The following is a 20,276-nucleotide window of genomic DNA, read 5'->3' on the forward strand; positions in this document are numbered from 1 at the left end:
GTTGTTAAAAGCAGCGCCACCCAGCGGGCCTTCAATCATAATATCCAGCGCATTCACAATACGGTCTGGTTTGCCAAAATCGGTTTCCCACGGCTGTTCAAAACCCGGAATCCGTAAGTTCGATACTGAAAAACCAACCAAACCCGCTTTTGGTTTAGAACCAACACCTGTTGCGCCTTCGTCACGAATTTCACCACCAGAGCCAGTGGCAGCGCCAGGGAATGGCGAAATGGCTGTTGGGTGGTTGTGGGTTTCTACTTTCATCAGCACATGAATGTCTTCATGGTGATATTGGTATTCTTGGGAGTCTGGTTTTGGGAAAAACCGGCCGGCTTTTGAACCTTCCATCACGGCAGCATTGTCTTTGTAAGCAGACAACACATAATCCGGTGTTTTTTCAAAAGTGTTTTTAATCATTTTAAACAGCGACTTAGGCTGCTCTACGCCGTCAATGGTCCAGTCGGCGTTAAAAATTTTGTGACGGCAATGCTCAGAGTTGGCCTGCGCGAACATATAAAGTTCGATGTCGTTTGGGTTACGACCCAAAGTTTTGAAGTTGCTGACCAGATAATCAATTTCATCTTCAGCTAAAGCCAGACCTAAGCGGATATTGGCTTCAACCAAAGCTTCACGGCCACCGGTTAAAATATTGACTGATGATAATTGGGCAGGTTCAGCTTTACGGAACAAAGCTTGCGCCTGATCCAGTTCAGTAAATACCGATTCCATCATACGGTCATGTAATAACGCCGCCAGCTGTTTATGTTCATCCGCCGTTAAAGCGCGGCTGGTATCTACATAATAAGCCAGGCCACGTTCTAACCTGTTGATTTGGTTTAAACCACAGTTATGAGCAATGTCAGTGGCTTTGGACGACCATGGCGAAATAGTGCCTGGTCTTGGCGTCACCAACAGCAAAAATCCTGTTGGTTGATGGCTGGTGATGGTGGGTCCGTAAGTCAGTAATTTATCCAGAACTGTCTGCTGCTGGGCGGTTAATTCGCCTACAACATCAGCAAAATGGACAAACTCGGCATAAATTGCAGTGACAGGTAACGCCGCTTTGGCGCATTGATCGATGAACTTTTGAATTCTGAACTCGGACAGTGCTGGTGCACCACGCAGGATCAACATAGGCTTTTTTCCCGTGGGTTGAACGTCGATGGAACCTCAAATCAGGCGCTGCATTATATAGAAGAACCAACACAAAGGGTATGAGTAAAAACTGACGACAAGGCGGATTTTTGATATAACTGGCGGCTCAAATTTGGTGAAGGCAAAAAATAATGCGTTGGAAACTGCTGTTGATAGTGCTGATTCTGAGTCTGGCTGCTTGTACGCCAGCGCCAGAGCCTATGCATTTACATCAGATTTATCAACGCGATAGCATTAGAGTGGGCATCTTAAACGGCCCTACCAGTTATTATGTCACCGCCGATGGCGCCACAGGTTATGAGTATGAACTGGCGGTGGCCCTGGCCGACAAACTGGGGGTGAAATTAGATTTGGTTCCCAGCTTTCATTTAGAAGAATTATTGGAAAAACTGCGTACCGGTCAGGTTGATGTGATTGCATCCGGCTCCACTGTTTCAGAAAGTCTGCGTCAGCAATACCGTTTGGCGCCGGCCTATCAATGGAGTGACGAAGTACTGGTATTTCGTCAAAGTGACAAAAAGCCCAAATCACTGGATGAACTTGCCGCCCCTGTGGTGGTGTTAAAAGGCTCAAGTCAGGCCGAAACTTTGCTGCATAAACAAAAAGAGCTGCCTGAGCTTGCCATTCAGTTAAATGAAACCGATGACGCCACTGAGTTATTACAACAAGTGGCAGACGGCAAAATTCAATACACTGTCGCCGACTCGCATTTATTGGCCATTAATCAACGTTTTTATCCCAACCTTGGCACGGCCATGGTGTTAAAAAGTCAGCAACCGGTGGCCTGGTTATTGGCCAAAAATAATGACGACTCTTTAATGAGTGTGCTGGTGGAGTTTTTTGGCCGCAGTTACGAAGGCGCTGAGTTATTAAGTTTAGAAGATAAATATTTTGGCCATGTCAGGCGTTTTAACTACGCCGATACGCTGGATTATATTGAAGCTATTGATAAAACCCTGCCGCGTTACCGTGCTTTATTTGAACAACATTCCGGCAATTTAGACTGGCGTTTGCTGGCCGCAATTGCTTATCAGGAATCACGTTGGGACCCCAAAGCACGCAGCCCACAAGGTGTAGTGGGCATGATGATGTTAACAGTGAACACCGCCAATTTAATGAAAGTCACCAGCCGGGTTGATGCAGCGCAAAGTATCAGAGGCGGCAGTAAATACCTGCAAAAGTTAATCGACCGTATACCGGAGAGGGTTCAAATGCCGGACCGGCTTTGGTTTGCTTTGGCTGGCTACAATATTGGTTATAACCACGTGGAAAGCGCCCGCATGCTGACTGAAAAAGATGGTGCCGACCCTGATAAATGGGCAGAAGTAAAACAACGTTTGTCATTATTACGCCAACGCAAATATTACAGCCAGACCCGTACCGGTTACGCCAGGGGCGATCACGCTGTTTATTATGTGGAAAATATCCGCCGTTATTTTGATACCCTGCTGTGGGTGGATGAGAAAAAACAGGCCGAGCTCAAAGTTCAGCAACAAAAACAGAAGCTTGCGGAAGAATATAGCGAACAGCTTGAAGCTGCTGCCAATAAACCTGTGGTGAAAGACCATAAAAAACCAGCCAAAACCGGCAACCAGACTGATAAATCAGGCCCTGGCAGCAAAAATTAACCAAACAAAAACTGTATCTGCACTGTTAGCCATCAAGCCAGCTTGAGATAAAATGCAACGCTGTTTATAGTGGCGGGCTGTCATACCGGAGCTGGAGTGCTGAATGCTCAAACGTAAAAGACCCAAAATGTTAAGAAAACGCCGCATTATGGATGTTGGCGCAGTACGTCGTCGTATTAAACGTAATGTGGCTGTGATGAAACTGCATCGCAGACAACGTAATTTCCAGACTATCCTGCACACCGAACAACAAAACGAAGCTGCGTGCTGAAATTTTGTGTTACCGCTGTTTTTCCTGACGCTCAGCCTGAACTAAAGCTTTTGCAGCCTTCTGCTCTTGCCGCCGGCGTCTGAAAAAACTGGAAAGTTTATCTGCACATAACTGTGCCAGTACGCCAGAAGTCACTTCCAGCTGATGATTCAGCGCCGGATGGCGCACTAAATCTGTCACAGAGCCTGCAGCCCCAGTTTTGGCATCCAAAGCACCAAATACCAGCCGTTTGACTCTGCTATGCACCAAAAGTCCGGCACACATAGCACAAGGCTCCAGCGTGACATACAAAGTGGTATCCAGCAGCCGGTAGTTTTTTATCTGATTTGCAGCCTGGCGTATCGCCAGCATTTCAGCGTGAGCGGATGGATCGTGCTGACAAATCGACATATTCCAGCCTTCGCCAACCACCTGATTGTCTTTTACCAGCACGGCCCCTACCGGAATTTCACCGGCCTGCTCTGCTTTGTCGGCAAGCGCCAGCGCATAATGCATCCAGTGTTCATCATTTTGCTGCAGCACAGTAGTCACCGGCTTATTTATGTCAGTCATCACAACTCTCAGAGAAAACAACAGAGTTAAAAATTTTACCATCAGCCACTGCAAAATTGCCTATTTTCTGGTGAAGTTGCCAAAGAGCTCAGACACCAGCTTTTGCAACACATTGTTTTCATTGAGTTATAACTTTGGTATAACAATTGCTATTCTTCAAATCATTTCAACAAGAAGGGAAACATCATGGGTGTATTTGATATTGGTTTTGTCGCAGTAGTTCTGGCTTTTGCCTATGCATTTTATGAACAACGTAATAAAACGAAAGTGAAGTTACAAAATGCCGGCGCCGGCAGTGAAGCATTACAGCAAGAAATTGCAGATTTAAAACAGCGGGTTGCAACGCTGGAAGCCATAGTGACCGACAAATCTTATAACCTGAAACAACAAATTAGCCAGCTTTGAGCCAAGCGCAAGAGCAAAAAACAAAAGGAGCCTGAAGGCTCCTTTTACGTTTTTACGCAGATGATGGCAATAGCCGCCAATACCGGCTTTATTCCCACTCAATGGTCGCTGGTGGTTTACCGGAAACGTCGTAAACCACACGGGAAATGCCGTTTACTTCATTGATGATGCGGTTCGACACATGACCCAGCAGCTCGTATGGCAGGTGTGCCCAGTGCGCAGTCATAAAGTCGACGGTTTGTACTGCACGCAGAGAAACCACCCAATCGTATTTACGACCATCACCCATCACACCCACTGATTTTACCGGCAGGAATACAGTAAATGCCTGGCTGACTTGCTCGTACCAACCGGATTTATGCAATTCTTCAATAAAAATCGCATCGGCTTTACGCAATAAATCACAATATTCTTTTTTCACTTCACCCAGCACCCGAACCCCTAAACCAGGGCCAGGGAAGGGGTGGCGGTACAGCATGTCGTATGGTAAACCCAGTGCCAGACCTACTTTACGCACTTCGTCTTTAAACAGCTCACGCAGCGGCTCAACCAGACCCATCTTCATTTCCGCAGGCAGGCCACCAACGTTATGGTGTGATTTAATCACATGGGCTTTGCCGGTTTTAGAAGCAGCAGATTCAATCACATCCGGATAAATCGTGCCCTGGGCTAACCATTTGGCATTGGTTAATTTTTTCGCTTCTTCATCAAATACTTCCACAAAAACACGACCAATGATTTTACGTTTGGCTTCTGGTTCTGCTTCTGACGCCAAAGCATTCAGGAAACGATCTTCAGCTTTGACATGAATAATGTTCAGACCAAAATGGTCACCAAACATATCCATCACTTGCTGGCCTTCGTTTAAACGCAATAAACCGTTATCAACAAAAACACAGGTCAGGTTTTTGCCGATAGCGCGGTGCAGCAGCATGGCCACTACCGAAGAGTCAACACCACCGGACAGGCCTAAAATGACCTGATCGTCACCCACTTGTTTTTTGATGTTGGCAATAGCGTCATCAATGATGGTGGCTGGGGTCCAGAGTTTTTCACAACCGCAGATATCAACAACAAACTGTTCCAGCATGCGCAAACCCTGACGGGTATGGGTCACTTCAGGGTGGAACTGTACACCGTAGAATTGCTTGGTTTCATTGGCCATAGCGGCATGCGGGCAAGTTGGCGTTTGGGCAGTGGTAACAAAACCAGCTGGAATTTCAACAACTTTATCGCCGTGGCTCATCCAGACGTCCAATAAACCGTGGCCTTTGTCATTCACGTGATCTTCAATGCCGGCAAACATCGGGTTATTGGCAATAATTTCTACCTGCGCATAACCAAATTCACGTTTGTCAGAGCTGGCAACTTTACCACCTAACTGCTCGGCCATGGTTTGCATGCCATAACAAACGCCTAATACCGGCACATTGGCTTCAAACACATACTGCGGCGCACGCGGTGAACCGGCTTCGGTCACACTCTCAGGGCCGCCAGATAAAATAATACCGGTCGGGTTAAATTCAGCGATTTGTTCAGCTGTGACATCCCAGGCCCAGAGTTCACAATAAACGCCAATTTCGCGGACACGACGCGCGATTAACTGGGTATATTGCGAACCGAAGTCGAGGATCAGAATACGGTGGAAATGGATATTTTTGCTCATATCAACCTTGTGTCGGTAGCTGGCCAGTTAACACTGGCCGGAAAAACCACGCTGGCACGCACCAGCGATAAAAACCACACCAGCATAGCTGCCAGCGCTTTATCCCCATCATCCCTGAAGCCGCGGGGGCTGCTTTCACTCACTGGGAAACCAGCCGCCCTATCGCATAACTCACTACGCTCATGGGTCGGACTGGCGTTCCAGAACCGTTCAATTGCCGCCTACCCGCATCATCAATGATTTAGGGGATATCATTAGCCAATACGGTAGTTTGGCGCTTCTTTGGTAATTTGAACGTCATGAACGTGCGATTCACCCATACCAGCAGAGGTCACTTTGACAAATACTGGTTTAGTGCGCAGCACTTCAATAGTTTCACAACCGGTTAAACCCATAGATGAACGTAGACCGCCCATTTGCTGGTGAATAATGTTTTCGATTGGACCTTTGTAAGCCACCCGGCCTTCGATACCTTCAGGGACCAGTTTTTCAGCGTTGTTGCTGCCCTGGAAATAACGGTCAGAAGAACCATTACGTTGTGCCATGGCGCCCAGAGAGCCCATACCACGGTAAGATTTGTAATAACGGCCCTGATACAGTTCTACTTCACCCGGTGCTTCTTCAGTACCGGCAAACATAGAACCGACCATCACACAATGCGCGCCAGCCACTAAAGCTTTGGAAACGTCACCGGAAAAACGGATACCACCGTCGGCAATAATACAAACGTCCAGGCCTTTCACGCCTTCAGCAGCATCGGCAATTGCGGTAATTTGTGGCACACCACAACCTGTGACAATACGGGTGGTACAGATAGAACCTGGGCCAATACCAACTTTTACTGCGTTAGCACCGGCTTCTGCCAGCGCTTTGGCGCCTTCGGCAGTAGCCACGTTACCGGCAACAATTTGCAAATCAGGGTAAGCAGCGCGGGTTTGTTTCACGCGGTCAATCACACCTTGCGAATGGCCATGAGAGGTGTCAATTAGCAGAATATCCACACCGGCTTCTACCAAAGCTGCAATACGTTCGTCAGTGCCCGGGCCTACACCCACAGCAGCACCAACACGTAAACGGCCAAATTCATCTTTACAGGCGTTTGGTTTGCTTGCCGCTTTGTAATAATCGCGAACTGTAATTAAACCTTTGAGTTTAAATGCATTATCAACCACTAATACTTTTTCAATACGGTGTTTATGCATTAAAGCCAGGGCGTCAGGGCGTGGTGAATCTTCGTGTACTGTCACCAGACGCTCGCGTGGAGTCATTACAGAAGAAATTGGGGCTTGTGGATTGCTTTCAACGTTTAAATCGCGGCCGGTCACAATACCCACTAAGTTATTGTCGGCGTCGACCACCGGAAAGCCTGAAAAACCATGTTGTTGTGACAGCTGCTGCACATCACGTACTGTTTGTTCAGGACGTACAGTCACAGGGTCAGACACTACACCACTTTCGTATTTTTTCACTTTACGAACGTTGGCGGCCTGCTCTTCGATGGTCATATTTTTGTGGATAAAACCAAGACCACCTTCCTGCGCTAAGGCAATAGCCAGGCGTGCTTCGGTCACTGTATCCATCGAGGCAGACACCATCGGGATATTCAGAGTGATTTTGCTGGTCAGTTGAGTCCGCAGATCTGCGGTATGGGGTAACACTGTGGAGTGCGCTGGTACAAGTAACACGTCGTCAAATGTGAGCGCTTCTTTCACTATCCTGAGCATTGCAACAATCTCTCTGTGTGAGTTAAATAACGGGGAATGTTGCGGCGCTATTTTAGTCGCTTTTACTGAGTGTCACAACGCATTTTTTACTTTTGTGGTAGATTAGCAAAAGTTTTCGTTAAAGCGCTTTGCCAGAACCCCAGCTATGCAACAAGCCGATATCTACACAGTTTCCCGGTTAAACTCCGAAGTTCGCCTCACCTTAGAGCTGCAATTCCGTCAGTTATGGCTGGTCGGTGAAGTGTCAAATTTTGTCGCTGCCAGCTCAGGTCACTGGTATTTTTCACTGAAAGATCAAGCGGCTCAGGTCAAAGTTGCGATGTTTAAAACCACCAACCGCAACGCCACTTTTACCCCACGCAATGGCCAGCAAGTGATGGTGCGTGCCCGCATCAGCGTGTACGAACCCCGTGGTGAATATCAGTTATTGGCCGATTTTATTGAACCGGCCGGTGACGGATTATTACGACAACAATATGAACAACTGAAAGCCAAATTGGCCGCCGAAGGTTTATTTGCACCTGAGCGGAAAAAACCATTGCCGCTAAACGCCCAAAAAATTGGTGTGATCACCTCACCAACAGGCGCTGCTATCCGCGATATTCTGACGGTGTTAAAACGCCGTGCGCCAGGTATTGAAATTGTTATTTACCCCTCTTTGGTGCAAGGTGCTCAGGCTGCCAGCGATTTAACTGCTGCGCTGAATCATGCCATCCGCCGCAATGAATGTGATGTTTTAATCATCGGCCGTGGGGGTGGTTCATTAGAAGATATGTGGTGTTTTAACGACGAAACGCTGGCCCGTACTATTGCCCATTGCCCCATTGCTATTGTCAGCGCTGTTGGCCATGAAATTGATTTTTCCATCAGCGATTTTGTGGCAGATTTACGTGCTGCCACCCCTTCGGCAGCGGCTGAACTGGTATCACCGGATCAACAACATCAGCTTGCTACTTTATTGCAATTAAAACAGCGTCTTAGCCAAAGCATCAGGCAAAAGCTCGGACAAAAAGCCCAGCAGTTTTTACATCAGCACAGTAAATTGCAGTTATTACACCCGGCCAGACGTTTGCAACAGCAACAACAACGGTTGGATGAATTGCAAATCCGCTTGCAGCAGTCGGTGTTACATAAATTACAGCAAAGCCAGCAACAGCTTCAGCTGCAACAAAAAGCTTTGTGGTTATTGTCGCCGGAGCAACAACTCAAACGGCAGCAACTTAAACTGCAACAGTTACAGCAGCGTTTAGAACGTGGCTTTAGCCAGCAGCTGGCGAAAAAACAACAAAGCTGGCAGGCACTTAGCCGCGAGCTGCATACCGTCAGCCCGCTAGCCACCTTACAACGGGGTTATAGTATTGTGTTTGATGCAAACAACACTGTGGTGAAATCTGTATCCCAGCTGCAACAAGGTGATTTAGTGCAGATGAAACTGGCGGATGGTGAGGTTCAAGCGCAAATTAGCGCAGTCAAGCCACAACAATAACAGCAACAAGTATAAAAAAGCCGGCAACATTAGCGCTGCGCTTATTTCCGTTGCTGCAGAAAAGTTTGCAGCAATAACACCCGCTCTGATCTGTTAAACAGCTGGTACAGTTCCAGCCAGTCTAACGCTGTCATCCAGGGCAGTTGATGGCGCCATTCAACTTGTTCTGGCCTGAACTGCCAACACTGCTGCTGATGTTGTTTTACTCTGATGCCCGCCATTAAATCCACTTCAGTGCCATCCGTCGCGACAAAACGGGCAAAAGCTTCACTTTGGTATTCCGGGTGTGGGGCCACTTCAATGGGGGTCAGCACATGGCCTAGCGCAGCTGCTATCAAAGAGAAATCTTTGAGGCTGCAGACTAAATCCAGATCCCGGGCTTTGGTTAATAAACCAAGTTCCATTAGCAATAAACTGCCGCCAATACCAAATTGCAAACCGCTTAAAGCCGGAGTGAGTTGTCTGGCAAGCTGAAAAGGCGCACTTTGCAGCAGAAGCTGAGGAGTTGCCGGCTCGCAGGTCAAAGGTTCGGTTGATGTAGAATGATTAGCTGTCGTCATTTTGCTTACCTGTTACATCCGGTTATTTCCAACATCAGCACAAAGTACAGCCTGATCAATCACTTTTGCTGCTGTTGAAGTGTTGTGCTTTTGTTCAGCCTTTGTTTGAGAAGAAAGACGACAAAACAAAAAACCGCCAGCAGGCGGTTTTTTACTTTCCAGCCGCCTGTTAACCAGGCTGACCAGGTTTCTTTTTATTCGCCAGATTTGCCCGCGCTTTTAAAATACGTTCACGTTTATATTGCTGGTTTGGCGTTAAGGTATTACGACGCTCGGCAAATGGGTTATCACCACCACGGAATTCCACCCGCACCGGTGTGCCCATCATCTGCAACGACTTACGGAAGTAGTTCATCAGATAACGTTTGTACGAATCCGGTAAATCTTCGACCTGGTTACCGTGAATAACAATCAGCGGTGGGTTATAACCACCGGCGTGAGCGTATTTCAGCTTGACCCGACGGCCTTTCACCAATGGCGGCTGGTGATCTTCCTGCGCCATGGTCATTATTTTGGTCAAAAGCGCGGTGCTGACACGGCGGGTGGCAGAATCAAAAGCTTCTTCTACCGATTCAAACAAATTACCGACACCAGAGCCATGCAAAGCAGAAATAAAATGCAAACGGGCAAAGTCGATAAAACCTAAACGACGGTCAAGTTCACGTTTGACTTCATCTTTGATGCTATCGTTTAAGCCGTCCCATTTATTCACAGCAATAACCAGAGAACGACCGGCGTTCAGCACAAAACCTAAAATGCTTAAATCCTGATCAGAAATACCCTGTTGTGCATCCAGCACTAAAATCACCACGTTGGCATCTTCAATGGCTTGCAGCGTTTTCACCACTGAGAACTTCTCAACAACGTCATCAATTTTGCCACGACGACGTACACCGGCAGTGTCAATCAGGGTGTATTTACGCTCGCCCCGCTCCATCGGAATATAAATAGAGTCACGGGTGGTGCCTGGCATATCATAAACAATGACCCGCTCTTCACCGAGAATACGGTTGGTTAAGGTGGATTTGCCCACATTAGGCCGGCCAACGATGGCCAATTTAATATGTAAATCACGCGCCAGTTTTTCTGCTTCTTCATCCACAGGTTCCAGTTCTTCCCCTGCTTCAAAAGCAGCTAAACGGGCTGCTTGTTGTTCAGACAACAAAGGCACTAAAGCACGTTGCAGTAAGTTGGTGACACCACGGCCATGCGCTGCTGCTATTGGGTACACTTCACCAATACCCAGGCTGTAAAAATCAGCAATTGCAGTGTCGGCGTCTAAACCATCGGTTTTATTGGCCACCAAAAACACTGTTTTATTGATTTTGCGAATGTGATTGGCAATAGCGCTATCGGCACCGTTGACACCGGTACGGGCATCGACCATAAACAGCACAATGTCGGCTTCGTCGATGGCGCGCAGTGATTGTTCGGCCATTTCCAGCTCAATACCTTCTTCACTGCCGTCGATACCACCGGTATCCACCACAATAAATTCCAGGCCTTCGTAATCGACAGAGCCGTATTTACGATCCCGCGTCAACCCCGGAAAATCCGCCACTAAAGCATCGCGGGTGCGGGTGAGACGGTTAAATAATGTAGATTTGCCGACATTAGGACGGCCAACCAGGGCGACTACCGGTAACATGTAAATTCCTCAATACTCAGGGCTACCTGATACAGGTAGCTGGATTTTTACCCTTTGGGGTAAAGTGCAGCAGCATGCTGCCTGATACAGCTTTAGTGCTGCCATCAGTAAAACTACGGGTGTTTTATAACGGGTCTTTTACAACAAAAAAACAGGCCTGCAAGCAGGCCTGTTTCTGCAAAACATATTTTTTGCGGTTATTCAGGCACATTCAGCAAGGTGATTTCACCATTGCGACTTTGCAACAATAAATGCTCGCTGGTGGTAACAGCTTCAGCATAAAAGCCTGAACTGTCAAACTCATGCCGCGCCAGATATTCACCACTGCTTTTGTTAAACCAATGCAGGTTGCCTTCGTTGTCACCTACCACCAGATAATTTTTATACACAGCAGGGGCAGTGACAAAATGTTTATGCAACGTCAGCTGAGCCCAGGTTTCCAAACCGGTGCGGGCATCCACTGCATACAATTTACCTACAGAATCAACCAGATAAAGAACATTATCCTCTAAAACCATATCGCGGAAACTGGCATATTCACGCTTCCACAAAGTGCGGCCACTGCGTAATTCCATCGCCACCAGCTGACCGTTATAAGCAATGGCGTAAATTGTACCATTGTCCACTATAGGTGTCGCGTCCACATCGATGATACGGGCTAAATCAGTGGCGCCTTTGGCCACAGTAATAGGCTCTTCCCAGGCTGGTACCCCTTTGTCTGCAATCAGGGCGCCAACTTTACCGTTGCCACTGCCGTAAATGACACCACCACTTTGTGCCGACACCTGGCTGATGCCACGCAAGGTTAAAATAGCGTTTTCGGTTTCGTGCATCCAGCGTTGTTCGCCAGTGTCAGGTTGCAACGCAAAAATACGGCCACCACCGGTATTCACCAGCAATAAACCTTCACCTGCAACAGGTGCTGACAACACTTCACCTTTGATATTCACTGACCAGACTTTTTCGCCGGTTTGCGGGTTCAGCGCCAACACCTGACCGTCTTCAGTACCGACAAACACTTTGTCAAAACCAACGGCGACGCCACCACCAATTTTGGCAGAACGGCCGTTCCACCAGTGGCTGATACCACCAAATAACGGCGCATCGTCACCGTCGCGCAAATCAATAGACCAGAGCGTGTCGCCAGAGGCCAGATCAAAAGCTGATACCATGCCATCACGGCTGGCGGCATACACTTTGTTATCAAAAATGGCAGGCTTTAACCGTGAATCGTAATGGTCAATACCATCACCCACTGCACTGCTCCAGACTTCTTCTGGTTCTACTTTGTTACTGATTTCCGGCAGGACTAACTCTTCTTCATCTTTAGAGGAACAGCCAGCCAACGCCAGCACCAACAATACTGGTGCCCAGGTTCTTACCGATAACTTCACAGCAACCTCTTAACCGGCGACGTGGGCCAGTTCATTTAATTTAACTTGTAACAGCGGATTTTTACCCGCTTCAGAAGCAGTTAACGCAGCCTGATAGGCCGCTTTGGCTTTGCTTTCGTCACCTGATTTCAGCAGCACATCACCTTTCAGTTCTTGCTGTTGTGCCACAAAACTTTCAGGCAATTTTGCTTCCAGTGTTTTTAATGCGGCTTCGTAGTTGGCTTGTTCTAATTGCAGCCGTGCCTGACGCAAAGTTGCCAATGCAATCACCTCAGGTGCTTTACTGCTGGCAATCACAAAGGCCAGTTGTTTTTCTGCTGCGGCGTAGTCTTTCAAAAAAGCAGCTTCTTTGGCGGCAAGCAAAGCAGCAAGTACGCTATAGCTACTGCTCTTGTTGGCATCAATAAATTTTTGCGTTTCAACCAGCCAGGTCGCTTTATCAGCACCTTCAGCACTGACCTGCTCAACTAAGGCGGCATATTGGCCAGACTGAGCTTCAATTGCGCCTAGTTGTTGCGCCTGGTAATAACGAAAACCATACAGGCCAGCCAGACCAATAGCGATACCAGCCAGAATAGAGGTACCGTTGTTTTTCCAGAAACGTTTAATCGCTTCAACCTGTTGTTCTTCGGTGTTGTAAATTTCCATCCATCACTCCGTTACGACTGCATTCAGCACTGTGGCCAGCTCAGTTATTGCGACTGTTTGTTGTGGTTTATCAGCTCTGAGCCATTTTAAGGTCACCTGACCTGTGGCCAGTTCTTCGTCACCCAATAACAAACCCACAGCTGCACCGGACTTATCAGCCCGCTTTAATTGTTTTTTCAGGTTGCCGCCACCGCAGTGCATCACAATACGCTTGCCCGGTAAGGCGTTGCGAAGCTGTTCGGCAACTGAAACTGCGGCAAGTTCCGCCGCTTCGCCAAGTGGCATTAAATAAAGGTCTGCATTGTTACTGACAGCCGGCACTAAGTCCAGACTTTGCAGCAACAACACCAGCCGCTCCATGCCCATGGCAAAACCAACAGCAGGGGTGGCTTTACCGCCCAGTTGTTCCACCAGACCGTCATAACGGCCACCGGCGCAGACAGTACCTTGTGAACCTAGATTGGTGGTGACCCACTCGAACACTGTTCTGTTGTAATAATCAAGACCACGCACCAGCCGTGGATTAATCTCAAAACTAATGCCAGCAGCTGTTAAACGTTGTGTTAAACCTTCGAGGTGAGCCGCAGATTCTTCATCCAGATGATCAAGTAACTGTGGTGCTTTTGATAACATCTCTGCCATGGCCGGGTTTTTGCTATCCAGTACCCGCAGTGGATTGCTGTGCAAGCGGCGCTGGCTGTCTTCATCCAGCAGTTCCTGATGCTGTTCCAGATAAGCCACCAGCTTGTCGCGGTAAGCTGCACGGGCAGCATTGGAGCCCAGTGAGTTCAGCTCCAGCTTGACATAAGGCGCCAGCCCCAGCTGCTGCCATAAACGGGCTGTCAGAATAATAACTTCAGCGTCAATATCCGGGCCCTGCATACCAAAGGCTTCCAGACCAAATTGATGGAACTGACGGTAACGGCCTTTTTGTGGTCTTTCGTGACGGAACATCGGGCCCATATACCACAATCTTTGTTCCTGATTGTAGAGCAGGCCATGCTGATTACCGGCGCGCACACAACAGGCTGTGCCTTCCGGGCGCAAAGTGAGGCTGTCGCCATTGCGATCTTCGAAGCTATACATTTCTTTTTCAACGATATCAGTGACTTCACCGATAGAACGTTTAAAAAGTTCAGTCATTTCGACTATAGGAAAACGAATTTCGTCATAACCGTAGCTGCTGACGGTACTTCTGATCATTTGTTCCAGATACTGCCAAACCGGCGTATCCTGCGGCAGGCAATCGTTCATGCCGCGAATCGCTTGAATATCTTTAGACACTTTAAACCCTGATTATGCGTGTGCTACCCACTGCTGAGGGCAACACTTTGTTCAAATTCAACAATCGTTTATTCAACAGCTTTGATATCAATCAGCTGCTTTTGCTGCGCCAGATAAGCGCGGATTTGTTGTTCCAGCTGCTCGGCCACACTGTCGTTATCGATGCGTAGTTTTTGTCTTTCCCCTTTGAGGTAAAAACCACTTTTACGGTTGGCGCCAGCCACGCCTAAATCGGAAATGAGTGCTTCACCCGGGCCATTCACCACGCACCCTATCACAGAGACAGTCAGAGGGTCGATGATATCTTCCAAACGCTGCTCCAGCTCATTCATGGTTTTAATCACGTCAAATTCCTGCCGTGAACAACTTGGGCAAGCGATGAAGTTAATACCACGGGAGCGGATGCGCAGAGATTTTAAAATATCAAAAGCAACTTTCACTTCTTCAACAGGGTCAGCCGCCAGCGAAATACGTAAAGTGTCGCCAATACCTTCGGCCAATAACATGCCTAAACCTATGGCAGATTTGACGGCACCGGCACGGGCGCCACCTGCTTCGGTAATACCCAGATGCAAAGGTTGTTCAATTTGTTTGGCCAGTAAACGATAAGCACCTACTGCTAAAAACACATCGGACGCTTTGACACTGACTTTAAAATTATCAAAATTCAGCCGGTCTAAAATTTCGACATGACGCATCGCAGATTCCACCAGCGCTTCGGGCGTTGGCTCACCGTATTTTTCCTGAATATCAGCTTCCAGCGAACCGCCGTTGACACCAATACGGATAGGAATATTGTGGTCACGTGCTGATTCAACCACAGCACGGATGCGGTCTTCACGGCCGATATTACCCGGGTTAATGCGCAGGCAATCGACCCCATATTCCGCCACTTTCAGCGCAATACGGTAATCAAAATGAATATCTGCCACCAGCGGAATAGGCGATTGTTGTTTAATCAGTTTAAAAGCTTCGGCCGCTTCCATAGTGGGCACTGACACCCTTACTAAATCAGCGCCTGCTTTGGCAATGGCCTGAATTTGTGCAACTGTTGCATCCACATCTGTGGTTCTGGTGTTGGTCATCGACTGCACCGCTATAGGTGCATCTCCGCCAATCAGCACATTGCCAACACGAATTTGTTTTGATTTGCGGCGGATAATAGGACTTTCTGCAAACATATTAAGGCTGTCCACCTAAGGTTAAACGTGCGACCCGTCCGGCAGCATAACCAGACAAATCAACAGCAACATCATTCAATTGCACTCTGGCCGCTGCTGCATTACCAAGCAGCACTTTAAAGGGCGCAGTACCGGTTAAACGTTCACTCTGACCAGCCTGGCGGGTGCCATAAGCCAATCGTTTTCCTGTAGCGTCTGTCACTTCCAGCCAACATTCAGCACTAAATTGCAAAGTTAACAGCTGAGCATCAACAGCTGCGGCATCAGTGGCCGGCTGCTCTGTTGTCACAGGCGTGGTAATATTTGCAGCAGTGCTGTCCGTTGTGGCAGTGACTGGTGCTGCAGTGGCCGGGCTTGGCTGTTCCGGCAAAGGTGCAGCGGATTGTTGCAACGACTCTGGTTGCACCTGGTTAAGTTGTGGAGCTTCTGCCACTGGCGCTTGTTGAGTCTCAGCACTAAGCACAGCGGTTTCACCAGCCACACTGGTGTCGTCCGAATTCTGGCTCTGGGACTGTTCAGTAGCGGCGGCAACTGTATTTTCAGCTACGCCGGCCGGCTGCTGGTCGTTCTCTGCAGGCACCGCCTGTGGATCTGTCACTGTCACCACCGACATATCAGGCAAGGCAGTCACAGGCTCAGAATCAAGCAGATGGGTTTGCCAGAACCAAATCAAAAATAAACCAATTAACAGCACTATCAGCATATAACTGGCCAGCATAAATCTGTTATCAACGGCGTCCAGGCTGGCTTTGTTAGAAAAGCTGTGCATAGGTTTGGCCTGGTTTCGCAGGTAAGCGGCTTGCAATTCAAAATTGGCCAGAATTTCCTGTTCAGGCAGTTTCATCAATTTGGCATAAGCCCGCAAATAACCGCGGATAAAGGTAGCGGAAACGGCCGGATCCCATTGTTCTGCTTCAATCTGTTCAATCAGACTGACTTTCAGCCGCAACTGACTGGCAACTTCGGCAGTCGTCAGGCCGCGTTGCTCGCGGCTTTGTTTTAACAGGGCGCCGACTCCGCCGGCTTGTGATTGCGCTTGAGTACTCATAATGACGGTGTGGCAGGATCCCGAAGATTAATCGTTTGACCGATCGACAGTGGCTGATCCACCGTCATGTTGTTCCATTTTAATAAGGTATCAAGTTTGATGTTGTATTTATAAGAAATGCTAAACATCGACTCGCCATCTTTCACCTGATAGGTCGCTGGAATCTCTGCAACCTCAGTGTTGCCGGCATCCGGCGCTTTTACTGCGGCATCTGCGGTTAACTTCAGTATCTGACCGGTTTTTATCAGCGCAGCGTTACTCAAATTATTGATGGCCTGTAACTCGGACACCGATAAACGGTAACGACTGGCAATACTATAAAGAGTTTCCCCGGCGGCTACCTGATGGCTGCTGACATCTTCTGCAGCTGTTTCAGTCACAGTACTGCCGGTTTCGGTGATTGTGCTATTTGTGTCAGTCGTGTCAGCTACAACCGCAGTGCTGCTGGTGTCGTTTGCCGGGGGGACGCTATGCGTTGTGTCATGCTGTATCGCTGTCGTAGTGTTTTCAACCACAGTGGTGACAGTTTCTGCCGGCATAGGCTCAGGCGCCTGCAGCGCAGCCAATTCTTCAGCAGCAACAGACGACGTCTGTTCCTGCGCTGCTTCAACGGGCTCTTCAAGATTTGTAGTAGTTGCCGGCGGCACCGCTGTTATTTGGGCAGTATCCACTGCAACAGTTGCTGGTTGCTGTATTTCGGCGGCTTTGCTGAACTCTGCAGTTGTGTCGTCTGATAACACCTGGTCAGTTACAGCACTATCGACGGCCGGGCTGACTGAGGTCTGTGCTTCAGTTGCAACCACCTTCACTTCATCAGCGGGCAAGGCTGCAGCCACCATAGGCGTGACGGCCGCTTTGGCAGTAGTGGCCGACTTGCGTTTGATAATTTTCATCTTAGGTTTATCAGCGCTGGCTACTGCCGGCGAGGTTGTGCCTGCTTCCTGCACTATCGAACTTTTATACGCCTTGCGCATTTGTTCAGGTTTACTCTGGCTAAAATCACTGGCCAGCAACATGGCAGCTTCTGAGCTGCCCGGGTATACCGACAACAGGAATTTTTCGGCGGTTTGTTGTTCTGCAACGTCACCACTGTAATAGGCCACTATATAACGCAACAAGGTGGCTTCAGCCGATACCTGTCCCAGCTGATGCAAGCGGTTTTGCCATCTTTTGGCTTCCGCCAGATTACCCATAGCATATTCCATCACCGCCATATTGTATAAAGCAGAGCTGCGGTTGCTGTTGTGTTGCAGTGACTGTTTCAGGTACTGATGATATTTCACATAATCTTTTTGTTCGAGCGCACAAAAAGCGAGGTTTTCATAACTGTCGGCCACCCGGATATAACCTGGTCTTTTAATTGCCGCCAATAATAATTCTTCAGCTTGCTGATATTTCTGGTGCTGACATAAAAAAGCACCAAAATTGTTGTAAGTGTCGGCGTTATTGCTGTCTTTACGTAACGCGTCGCGATAGGACTCTTCTGCTTGTTTTAGCTCACCGACCTGCTCGTAATAATAAGCCAGTGCATTATCAACTTCGGCCAGATCCGGTGCCAGTTGTTTGGCTTTTTCCAGATTATATTTGGCCTGGGTATTATCACCACGCTGCAAATAGTTTAAACCAAGCGACATCCGGGTGCGGGCGGCTTCTTTCATGTCCGTGCGGGGTTGCCCCGGCCTGTCATTGCCAACAATGGTAGATTCAGACACACAGCCGCTTAAAAGCAGCAGGAAAACACAACCAGCAACCGAAATTTTTCGCATCTTGGTGCACTAATCCTTGTTGTTATCACACTATTTTTACGGAAATCGCCTCACCTTTCATCTGTTTTTTCTCCAGACGTTTAGTGCGGTCAATCACATCACCAACCAGCTGTCCACAAGCGGCATCGATATCATCACCTCTTGTTTTGCGCACCATCACGGTAAAACCGTGTTCCTGCAGCACTTTATTAAAGCGGTCGATACGCGAATTGCTTGATCTTTTATATGGCGACCCCGGATAAGGGTTAAATGGAATCAGGTTAATTTTTGACGGCGTGTCTTTTAACGCTTTTGCCAGTTCATGTGCCTGTTCCATGCTGTCATTGATGCCTTCAAGCATCACATATTCAACCGTCACTTTATCATTGGCTCTCGAATCTTGCACATATCGTTTTGCCGAGGCCAGAAATTCTTCCATCGGGTACTTTTTGTTGACCGGCACCAGCTGGTCGCGCAACTCGTTATTGGGTGCATGTAACGAAATAGCCAGAGCCACATCAATTTTATCTTTTAATAAATCCAAAGCCGGCACCACACCAGAGGTACTTAAAGTAACGCGGCGTTTGGACAGACCAAAACCATAATCTTCCAGCATCAGCTCCATCGCCGGCACCACGTTGTTCAGATTCAGCAAAGGTTCGCCCATGCCCATCATCACCACGTTGGTGACAGGTTTTACGTCGGTATCGCCATAAGAGCCGATGATTTGGCTCACCCGCCAGACCTGACCAATAATTTCTGACACACTCAGGTTACGGTTAAAACCTTGTTGTGCCGTTGAACAAAAAGAACAGTCCAGCGCACAACCGACCTGAGAAGACACACACAAAGTACGGCGGTCTTTTTCCGGGATCCAGACAGTTTCGACTTCCTGACCACCTTTGAGGCCCATCACAAACTTAATGGTGCCATCGGCGCTGTCCTGGCGCGTAACCACTACCGGCGCTTCAATCACACAACTGCGTTTTAGTTTCTCACGCAAGTCTTTGTTGATGTTAGTCATTTTGTCAAAATCATCAATACAGAAATGATAAATCCATTTCATCAGTTGATCAGCCCGGAACGGCTTTTCGCCCAGAGACACCAGAAACTCTTTCATCTGCTCGCGGGTTAAATCTAACAGATTGATTTTGTTTTCAACTGCGCTCATTAATGGTCACTCCTGATGCAACTTAGCGGTCTTGCGGCTGGATTTTGTCTGTGCCATCAACGGGTTGAGACAGATAAAATACAACCGGGTTCAATCATTTAAAAACAGTACAACAAATAGACAGAAAGGGGGCCAGGCCCCCTTTCTGTTATTCAACCCAATCCCGGGCTGAATTCACTTTAACTTAGCGAGTGCGTGCACACAGCTCAGCGTCAGTGAAGAAGAAAGCGATTTCACGGGCAGCTGAAGCAGCAGCGTCAGAACCGTGTACCGCGTTTTCGTCGATGCTGGCAGCATAGTCAGCACGCAGAGTGCCGGCAGCAGCGTCTTTCGGGTTCGTTGCACCCATGATTTCACGGTTTTTACGCACAGCGTCTTCACCTTCTAACACCTGAACCATAACCGGGCCAGACGTCATGAAAGATACTAAAGCGTTGAAAAATGGACGCTCTTTGTGTTCGCCGTAGAAACCTTCAGCCTGTTCGCGGCTCAGGTGTAACATTTTAGCGGCAACAATACGTAAACCGGCAGTTTCAAAACGGTGATAAATAGCACCAATGTGGTTTTTAGCTACTGCGTCTGGTTTTACGATTGAAAAAGTACGTTCTAAGGCCATCGGAGACTCCCTGAATATCTGATTAAATAACTGGTTAAAATTTAGCGGCCGCGAATTATACGCTATTGCTTGCCAAATGCCTATTTGTGCTTAA

General features: G+C 48.1%; 17 protein-coding genes and 1 pseudogene. 4 read left to right on the top strand and 14 right to left on the bottom strand.

The genetic code is table 11. The annotated features are described in order from the left end of the window. Positions 1 to 1,134, bottom strand: a pseudogene (locus RCH83_RS16420) (phosphoribosylformylglycinamidine synthase); the annotation flags it as partial. 152 nt (positions 1,135 to 1,286) lie between these two features. Between RCH83_RS16420 and mltF the strand changes: the two are divergent. Both mltF and RCH83_RS16430 read left to right on the top strand, forming a co-directional pair. Then, a complete protein-coding gene (gene mltF / locus RCH83_RS16425; RefSeq protein ID WP_306523868.1) occupies positions 1,287 to 2,783 on the top strand; it encodes a membrane-bound lytic murein transglycosylase MltF in 1,497 nt (498 codons plus the stop codon). A 103-nt stretch (positions 2,784 to 2,886) separates the two neighbouring features. Continuing rightward, positions 2,887 to 3,054, top strand: coding sequence for a hypothetical protein (locus tag RCH83_RS16430; protein WP_306523869.1), 168 nt, complete (start codon positions 2,887 to 2,889; stop codon positions 3,052 to 3,054). 9 nt (positions 3,055 to 3,063) lie between these two features. Here the strand turns inward: RCH83_RS16430 and tadA are convergent, their stop codons facing one another. Then, positions 3,064 to 3,606, bottom strand: coding sequence for a tRNA adenosine(34) deaminase TadA (gene tadA / locus RCH83_RS16435; RefSeq protein WP_306523870.1), 543 nt, complete (start codon positions 3,604 to 3,606; stop codon positions 3,064 to 3,066). A 186-nt stretch (positions 3,607 to 3,792) separates the two neighbouring features. Here tadA and RCH83_RS16440 point away from each other — a divergent pair, with 186 nt between their 5' ends. Then, the gene (locus tag RCH83_RS16440; RefSeq protein WP_306523871.1) at positions 3,793 to 4,011 is read left to right on the top strand and encodes a hypothetical protein; all 219 of its coding nucleotides are present in this window, start codon (positions 3,793 to 3,795) and stop codon (positions 4,009 to 4,011) included. Between the two features lie 88 nt (positions 4,012 to 4,099). Here RCH83_RS16440 and guaA read toward each other — a convergent pair whose 3' ends face one another. Together guaA and guaB are read right to left on the bottom strand one after the other, a co-directional pair. Further along, positions 4,100 to 5,677, bottom strand: a complete 1,578-nt coding sequence (guaA, locus tag RCH83_RS16445; RefSeq protein WP_306523872.1) for a glutamine-hydrolyzing GMP synthase — start codon at positions 5,675 to 5,677, stop codon at positions 4,100 to 4,102. 254 nt (positions 5,678 to 5,931) lie between these two features. After that, the gene (gene guaB, locus RCH83_RS16450) at positions 5,932 to 7,401 is read right to left on the bottom strand and encodes an IMP dehydrogenase (protein ID WP_306523873.1); all 1,470 of its coding nucleotides are present in this window, start codon (positions 7,399 to 7,401) and stop codon (positions 5,932 to 5,934) included. Between the two features lie 145 nt (positions 7,402 to 7,546). Between guaB and xseA the strand changes: the two genes are divergently transcribed. Next, positions 7,547 to 8,887: an exodeoxyribonuclease VII large subunit gene (xseA, locus tag RCH83_RS16455; RefSeq protein WP_306523874.1), complete on the top strand. Its 1,341-nt coding sequence runs from the start codon at positions 7,547 to 7,549 to the stop codon at positions 8,885 to 8,887. Positions 8,888 to 8,928: 41 nt separating this feature from the next. On the opposite strand, the gene RCH83_RS16460 is transcribed toward xseA, so the two are convergent. The 10 genes from RCH83_RS16460 to ndk form a co-directional block, all read right to left on the bottom strand. Further along, positions 8,929 to 9,447: a hypothetical protein gene (locus RCH83_RS16460; protein WP_306523875.1), complete on the bottom strand. Its 519-nt coding sequence runs from the start codon at positions 9,445 to 9,447 to the stop codon at positions 8,929 to 8,931. A 169-nt stretch (positions 9,448 to 9,616) separates the two neighbouring features. Continuing rightward, on the bottom strand, positions 9,617 to 11,095 hold the full coding sequence (gene der, locus RCH83_RS16465) for a ribosome biogenesis GTPase Der (protein ID WP_306523876.1): 1,479 nt from the start codon (positions 11,093 to 11,095) through the stop codon (positions 9,617 to 9,619). Positions 11,096 to 11,292: 197 nt separating this feature from the next. Further along, on the bottom strand, positions 11,293 to 12,489 hold the full coding sequence (bamB, locus tag RCH83_RS16470) for an outer membrane protein assembly factor BamB (RefSeq protein WP_306523877.1): 1,197 nt from the start codon (positions 12,487 to 12,489) through the stop codon (positions 11,293 to 11,295). 9 nt (positions 12,490 to 12,498) lie between these two features. After that, on the bottom strand, positions 12,499 to 13,137 hold the full coding sequence (locus RCH83_RS16475) for a tetratricopeptide repeat protein (protein ID WP_306523878.1): 639 nt from the start codon (positions 13,135 to 13,137) through the stop codon (positions 12,499 to 12,501). A gap of 3 nt (positions 13,138 to 13,140) precedes the next feature. Beyond that, complete coding sequence (gene hisS, locus RCH83_RS16480; RefSeq protein WP_306523879.1) at positions 13,141 to 14,421, bottom strand: histidine--tRNA ligase; 1,281 nt, start codon at positions 14,419 to 14,421, stop codon at positions 13,141 to 13,143. 68 nt (positions 14,422 to 14,489) lie between these two features. Next, positions 14,490 to 15,602, bottom strand: a complete 1,113-nt coding sequence (gene ispG / locus RCH83_RS16485; RefSeq protein WP_306523880.1) for a flavodoxin-dependent (E)-4-hydroxy-3-methylbut-2-enyl-diphosphate synthase — start codon at positions 15,600 to 15,602, stop codon at positions 14,490 to 14,492. A 1-nt stretch (position 15,603) separates the two neighbouring features. Further along, on the bottom strand, positions 15,604 to 16,650 hold the full coding sequence (rodZ, locus tag RCH83_RS16490) for a cytoskeleton protein RodZ (protein WP_306523881.1): 1,047 nt from the start codon (positions 16,648 to 16,650) through the stop codon (positions 15,604 to 15,606). After that, on the bottom strand, positions 16,647 to 18,416 hold the full coding sequence (gene pilW / locus RCH83_RS16495) for a type IV pilus biogenesis/stability protein PilW (protein ID WP_306523882.1): 1,770 nt from the start codon (positions 18,414 to 18,416) through the stop codon (positions 16,647 to 16,649). Before pilW ends, rodZ begins: the two co-directional genes overlap by 4 nt. 25 nt (positions 18,417 to 18,441) lie before the next feature. Continuing rightward, a complete protein-coding gene (locus RCH83_RS16500; protein WP_306523883.1) occupies positions 18,442 to 19,566 on the bottom strand; it encodes a bifunctional tRNA (adenosine(37)-C2)-methyltransferase TrmG/ribosomal RNA large subunit methyltransferase RlmN in 1,125 nt (374 codons plus the stop codon). A 184-nt stretch (positions 19,567 to 19,750) separates the two neighbouring features. Then, positions 19,751 to 20,182: a nucleoside-diphosphate kinase gene (gene ndk, locus RCH83_RS16505; RefSeq protein ID WP_306523884.1), complete on the bottom strand. Its 432-nt coding sequence runs from the start codon at positions 20,180 to 20,182 to the stop codon at positions 19,751 to 19,753. Between the last annotated feature and the right edge of the window lie 94 nt (positions 20,183 to 20,276).

It is taken from the genome of Rheinheimera sp. (assembly GCF_030824435.1).
GTDB lineage: Bacteria > Pseudomonadota > Gammaproteobacteria > Enterobacterales > Alteromonadaceae > Pararheinheimera.

Bases quoted from the DNA above. Each gene is read 5' to 3' on its own strand.
- der (WP_306523876.1), bottom strand. From the start codon at position 11,095: ATGTTACCGGTAGTCGCCCTGGTTGGCCGTCCTAATGTCGGCAAATCT.
- RCH83_RS16440 (WP_306523871.1), top strand. From the start codon at position 3,793: ATGGGTGTATTTGATATTGGTTTTGTCGCAGTAGTTCTGGCTTTTGCC.
- mltF (WP_306523868.1), top strand. From the start codon at position 1,287: ATGCGTTGGAAACTGCTGTTGATAGTGCTGATTCTGAGTCTGGCTGCT.
- xseA (WP_306523874.1), top strand. From the start codon at position 7,547: ATGCAACAAGCCGATATCTACACAGTTTCCCGGTTAAACTCCGAAGTT.
- RCH83_RS16460 (WP_306523875.1), bottom strand. From the start codon at position 9,447: ATGACGACAGCTAATCATTCTACATCAACCGAACCTTTGACCTGCGAG.
- guaB (WP_306523873.1), bottom strand. From the start codon at position 7,401: ATGCTCAGGATAGTGAAAGAAGCGCTCACATTTGACGACGTGTTACTT.
- rodZ (WP_306523881.1), bottom strand. From the start codon at position 16,650: ATGAGTACTCAAGCGCAATCACAAGCCGGCGGAGTCGGCGCCCTGTTA.
- guaA (WP_306523872.1), bottom strand. From the start codon at position 5,677: ATGAGCAAAAATATCCATTTCCACCGTATTCTGATCCTCGACTTCGGT.
- pilW (WP_306523882.1), bottom strand. From the start codon at position 18,416: ATGCGAAAAATTTCGGTTGCTGGTTGTGTTTTCCTGCTGCTTTTAAGC.
- tadA (WP_306523870.1), bottom strand. From the start codon at position 3,606: ATGACTGACATAAATAAGCCGGTGACTACTGTGCTGCAGCAAAATGAT.
- RCH83_RS16475 (WP_306523878.1), bottom strand. From the start codon at position 13,137: ATGGAAATTTACAACACCGAAGAACAACAGGTTGAAGCGATTAAACGT.
- RCH83_RS16500 (WP_306523883.1), bottom strand. From the start codon at position 19,566: ATGAGCGCAGTTGAAAACAAAATCAATCTGTTAGATTTAACCCGCGAG.
- ispG (WP_306523880.1), bottom strand. From the start codon at position 15,602: ATGTTTGCAGAAAGTCCTATTATCCGCCGCAAATCAAAACAAATTCGT.
- ndk (WP_306523884.1), bottom strand. From the start codon at position 20,182: ATGGCCTTAGAACGTACTTTTTCAATCGTAAAACCAGACGCAGTAGCT.
- RCH83_RS16430 (WP_306523869.1), top strand. From the start codon at position 2,887: ATGCTCAAACGTAAAAGACCCAAAATGTTAAGAAAACGCCGCATTATG.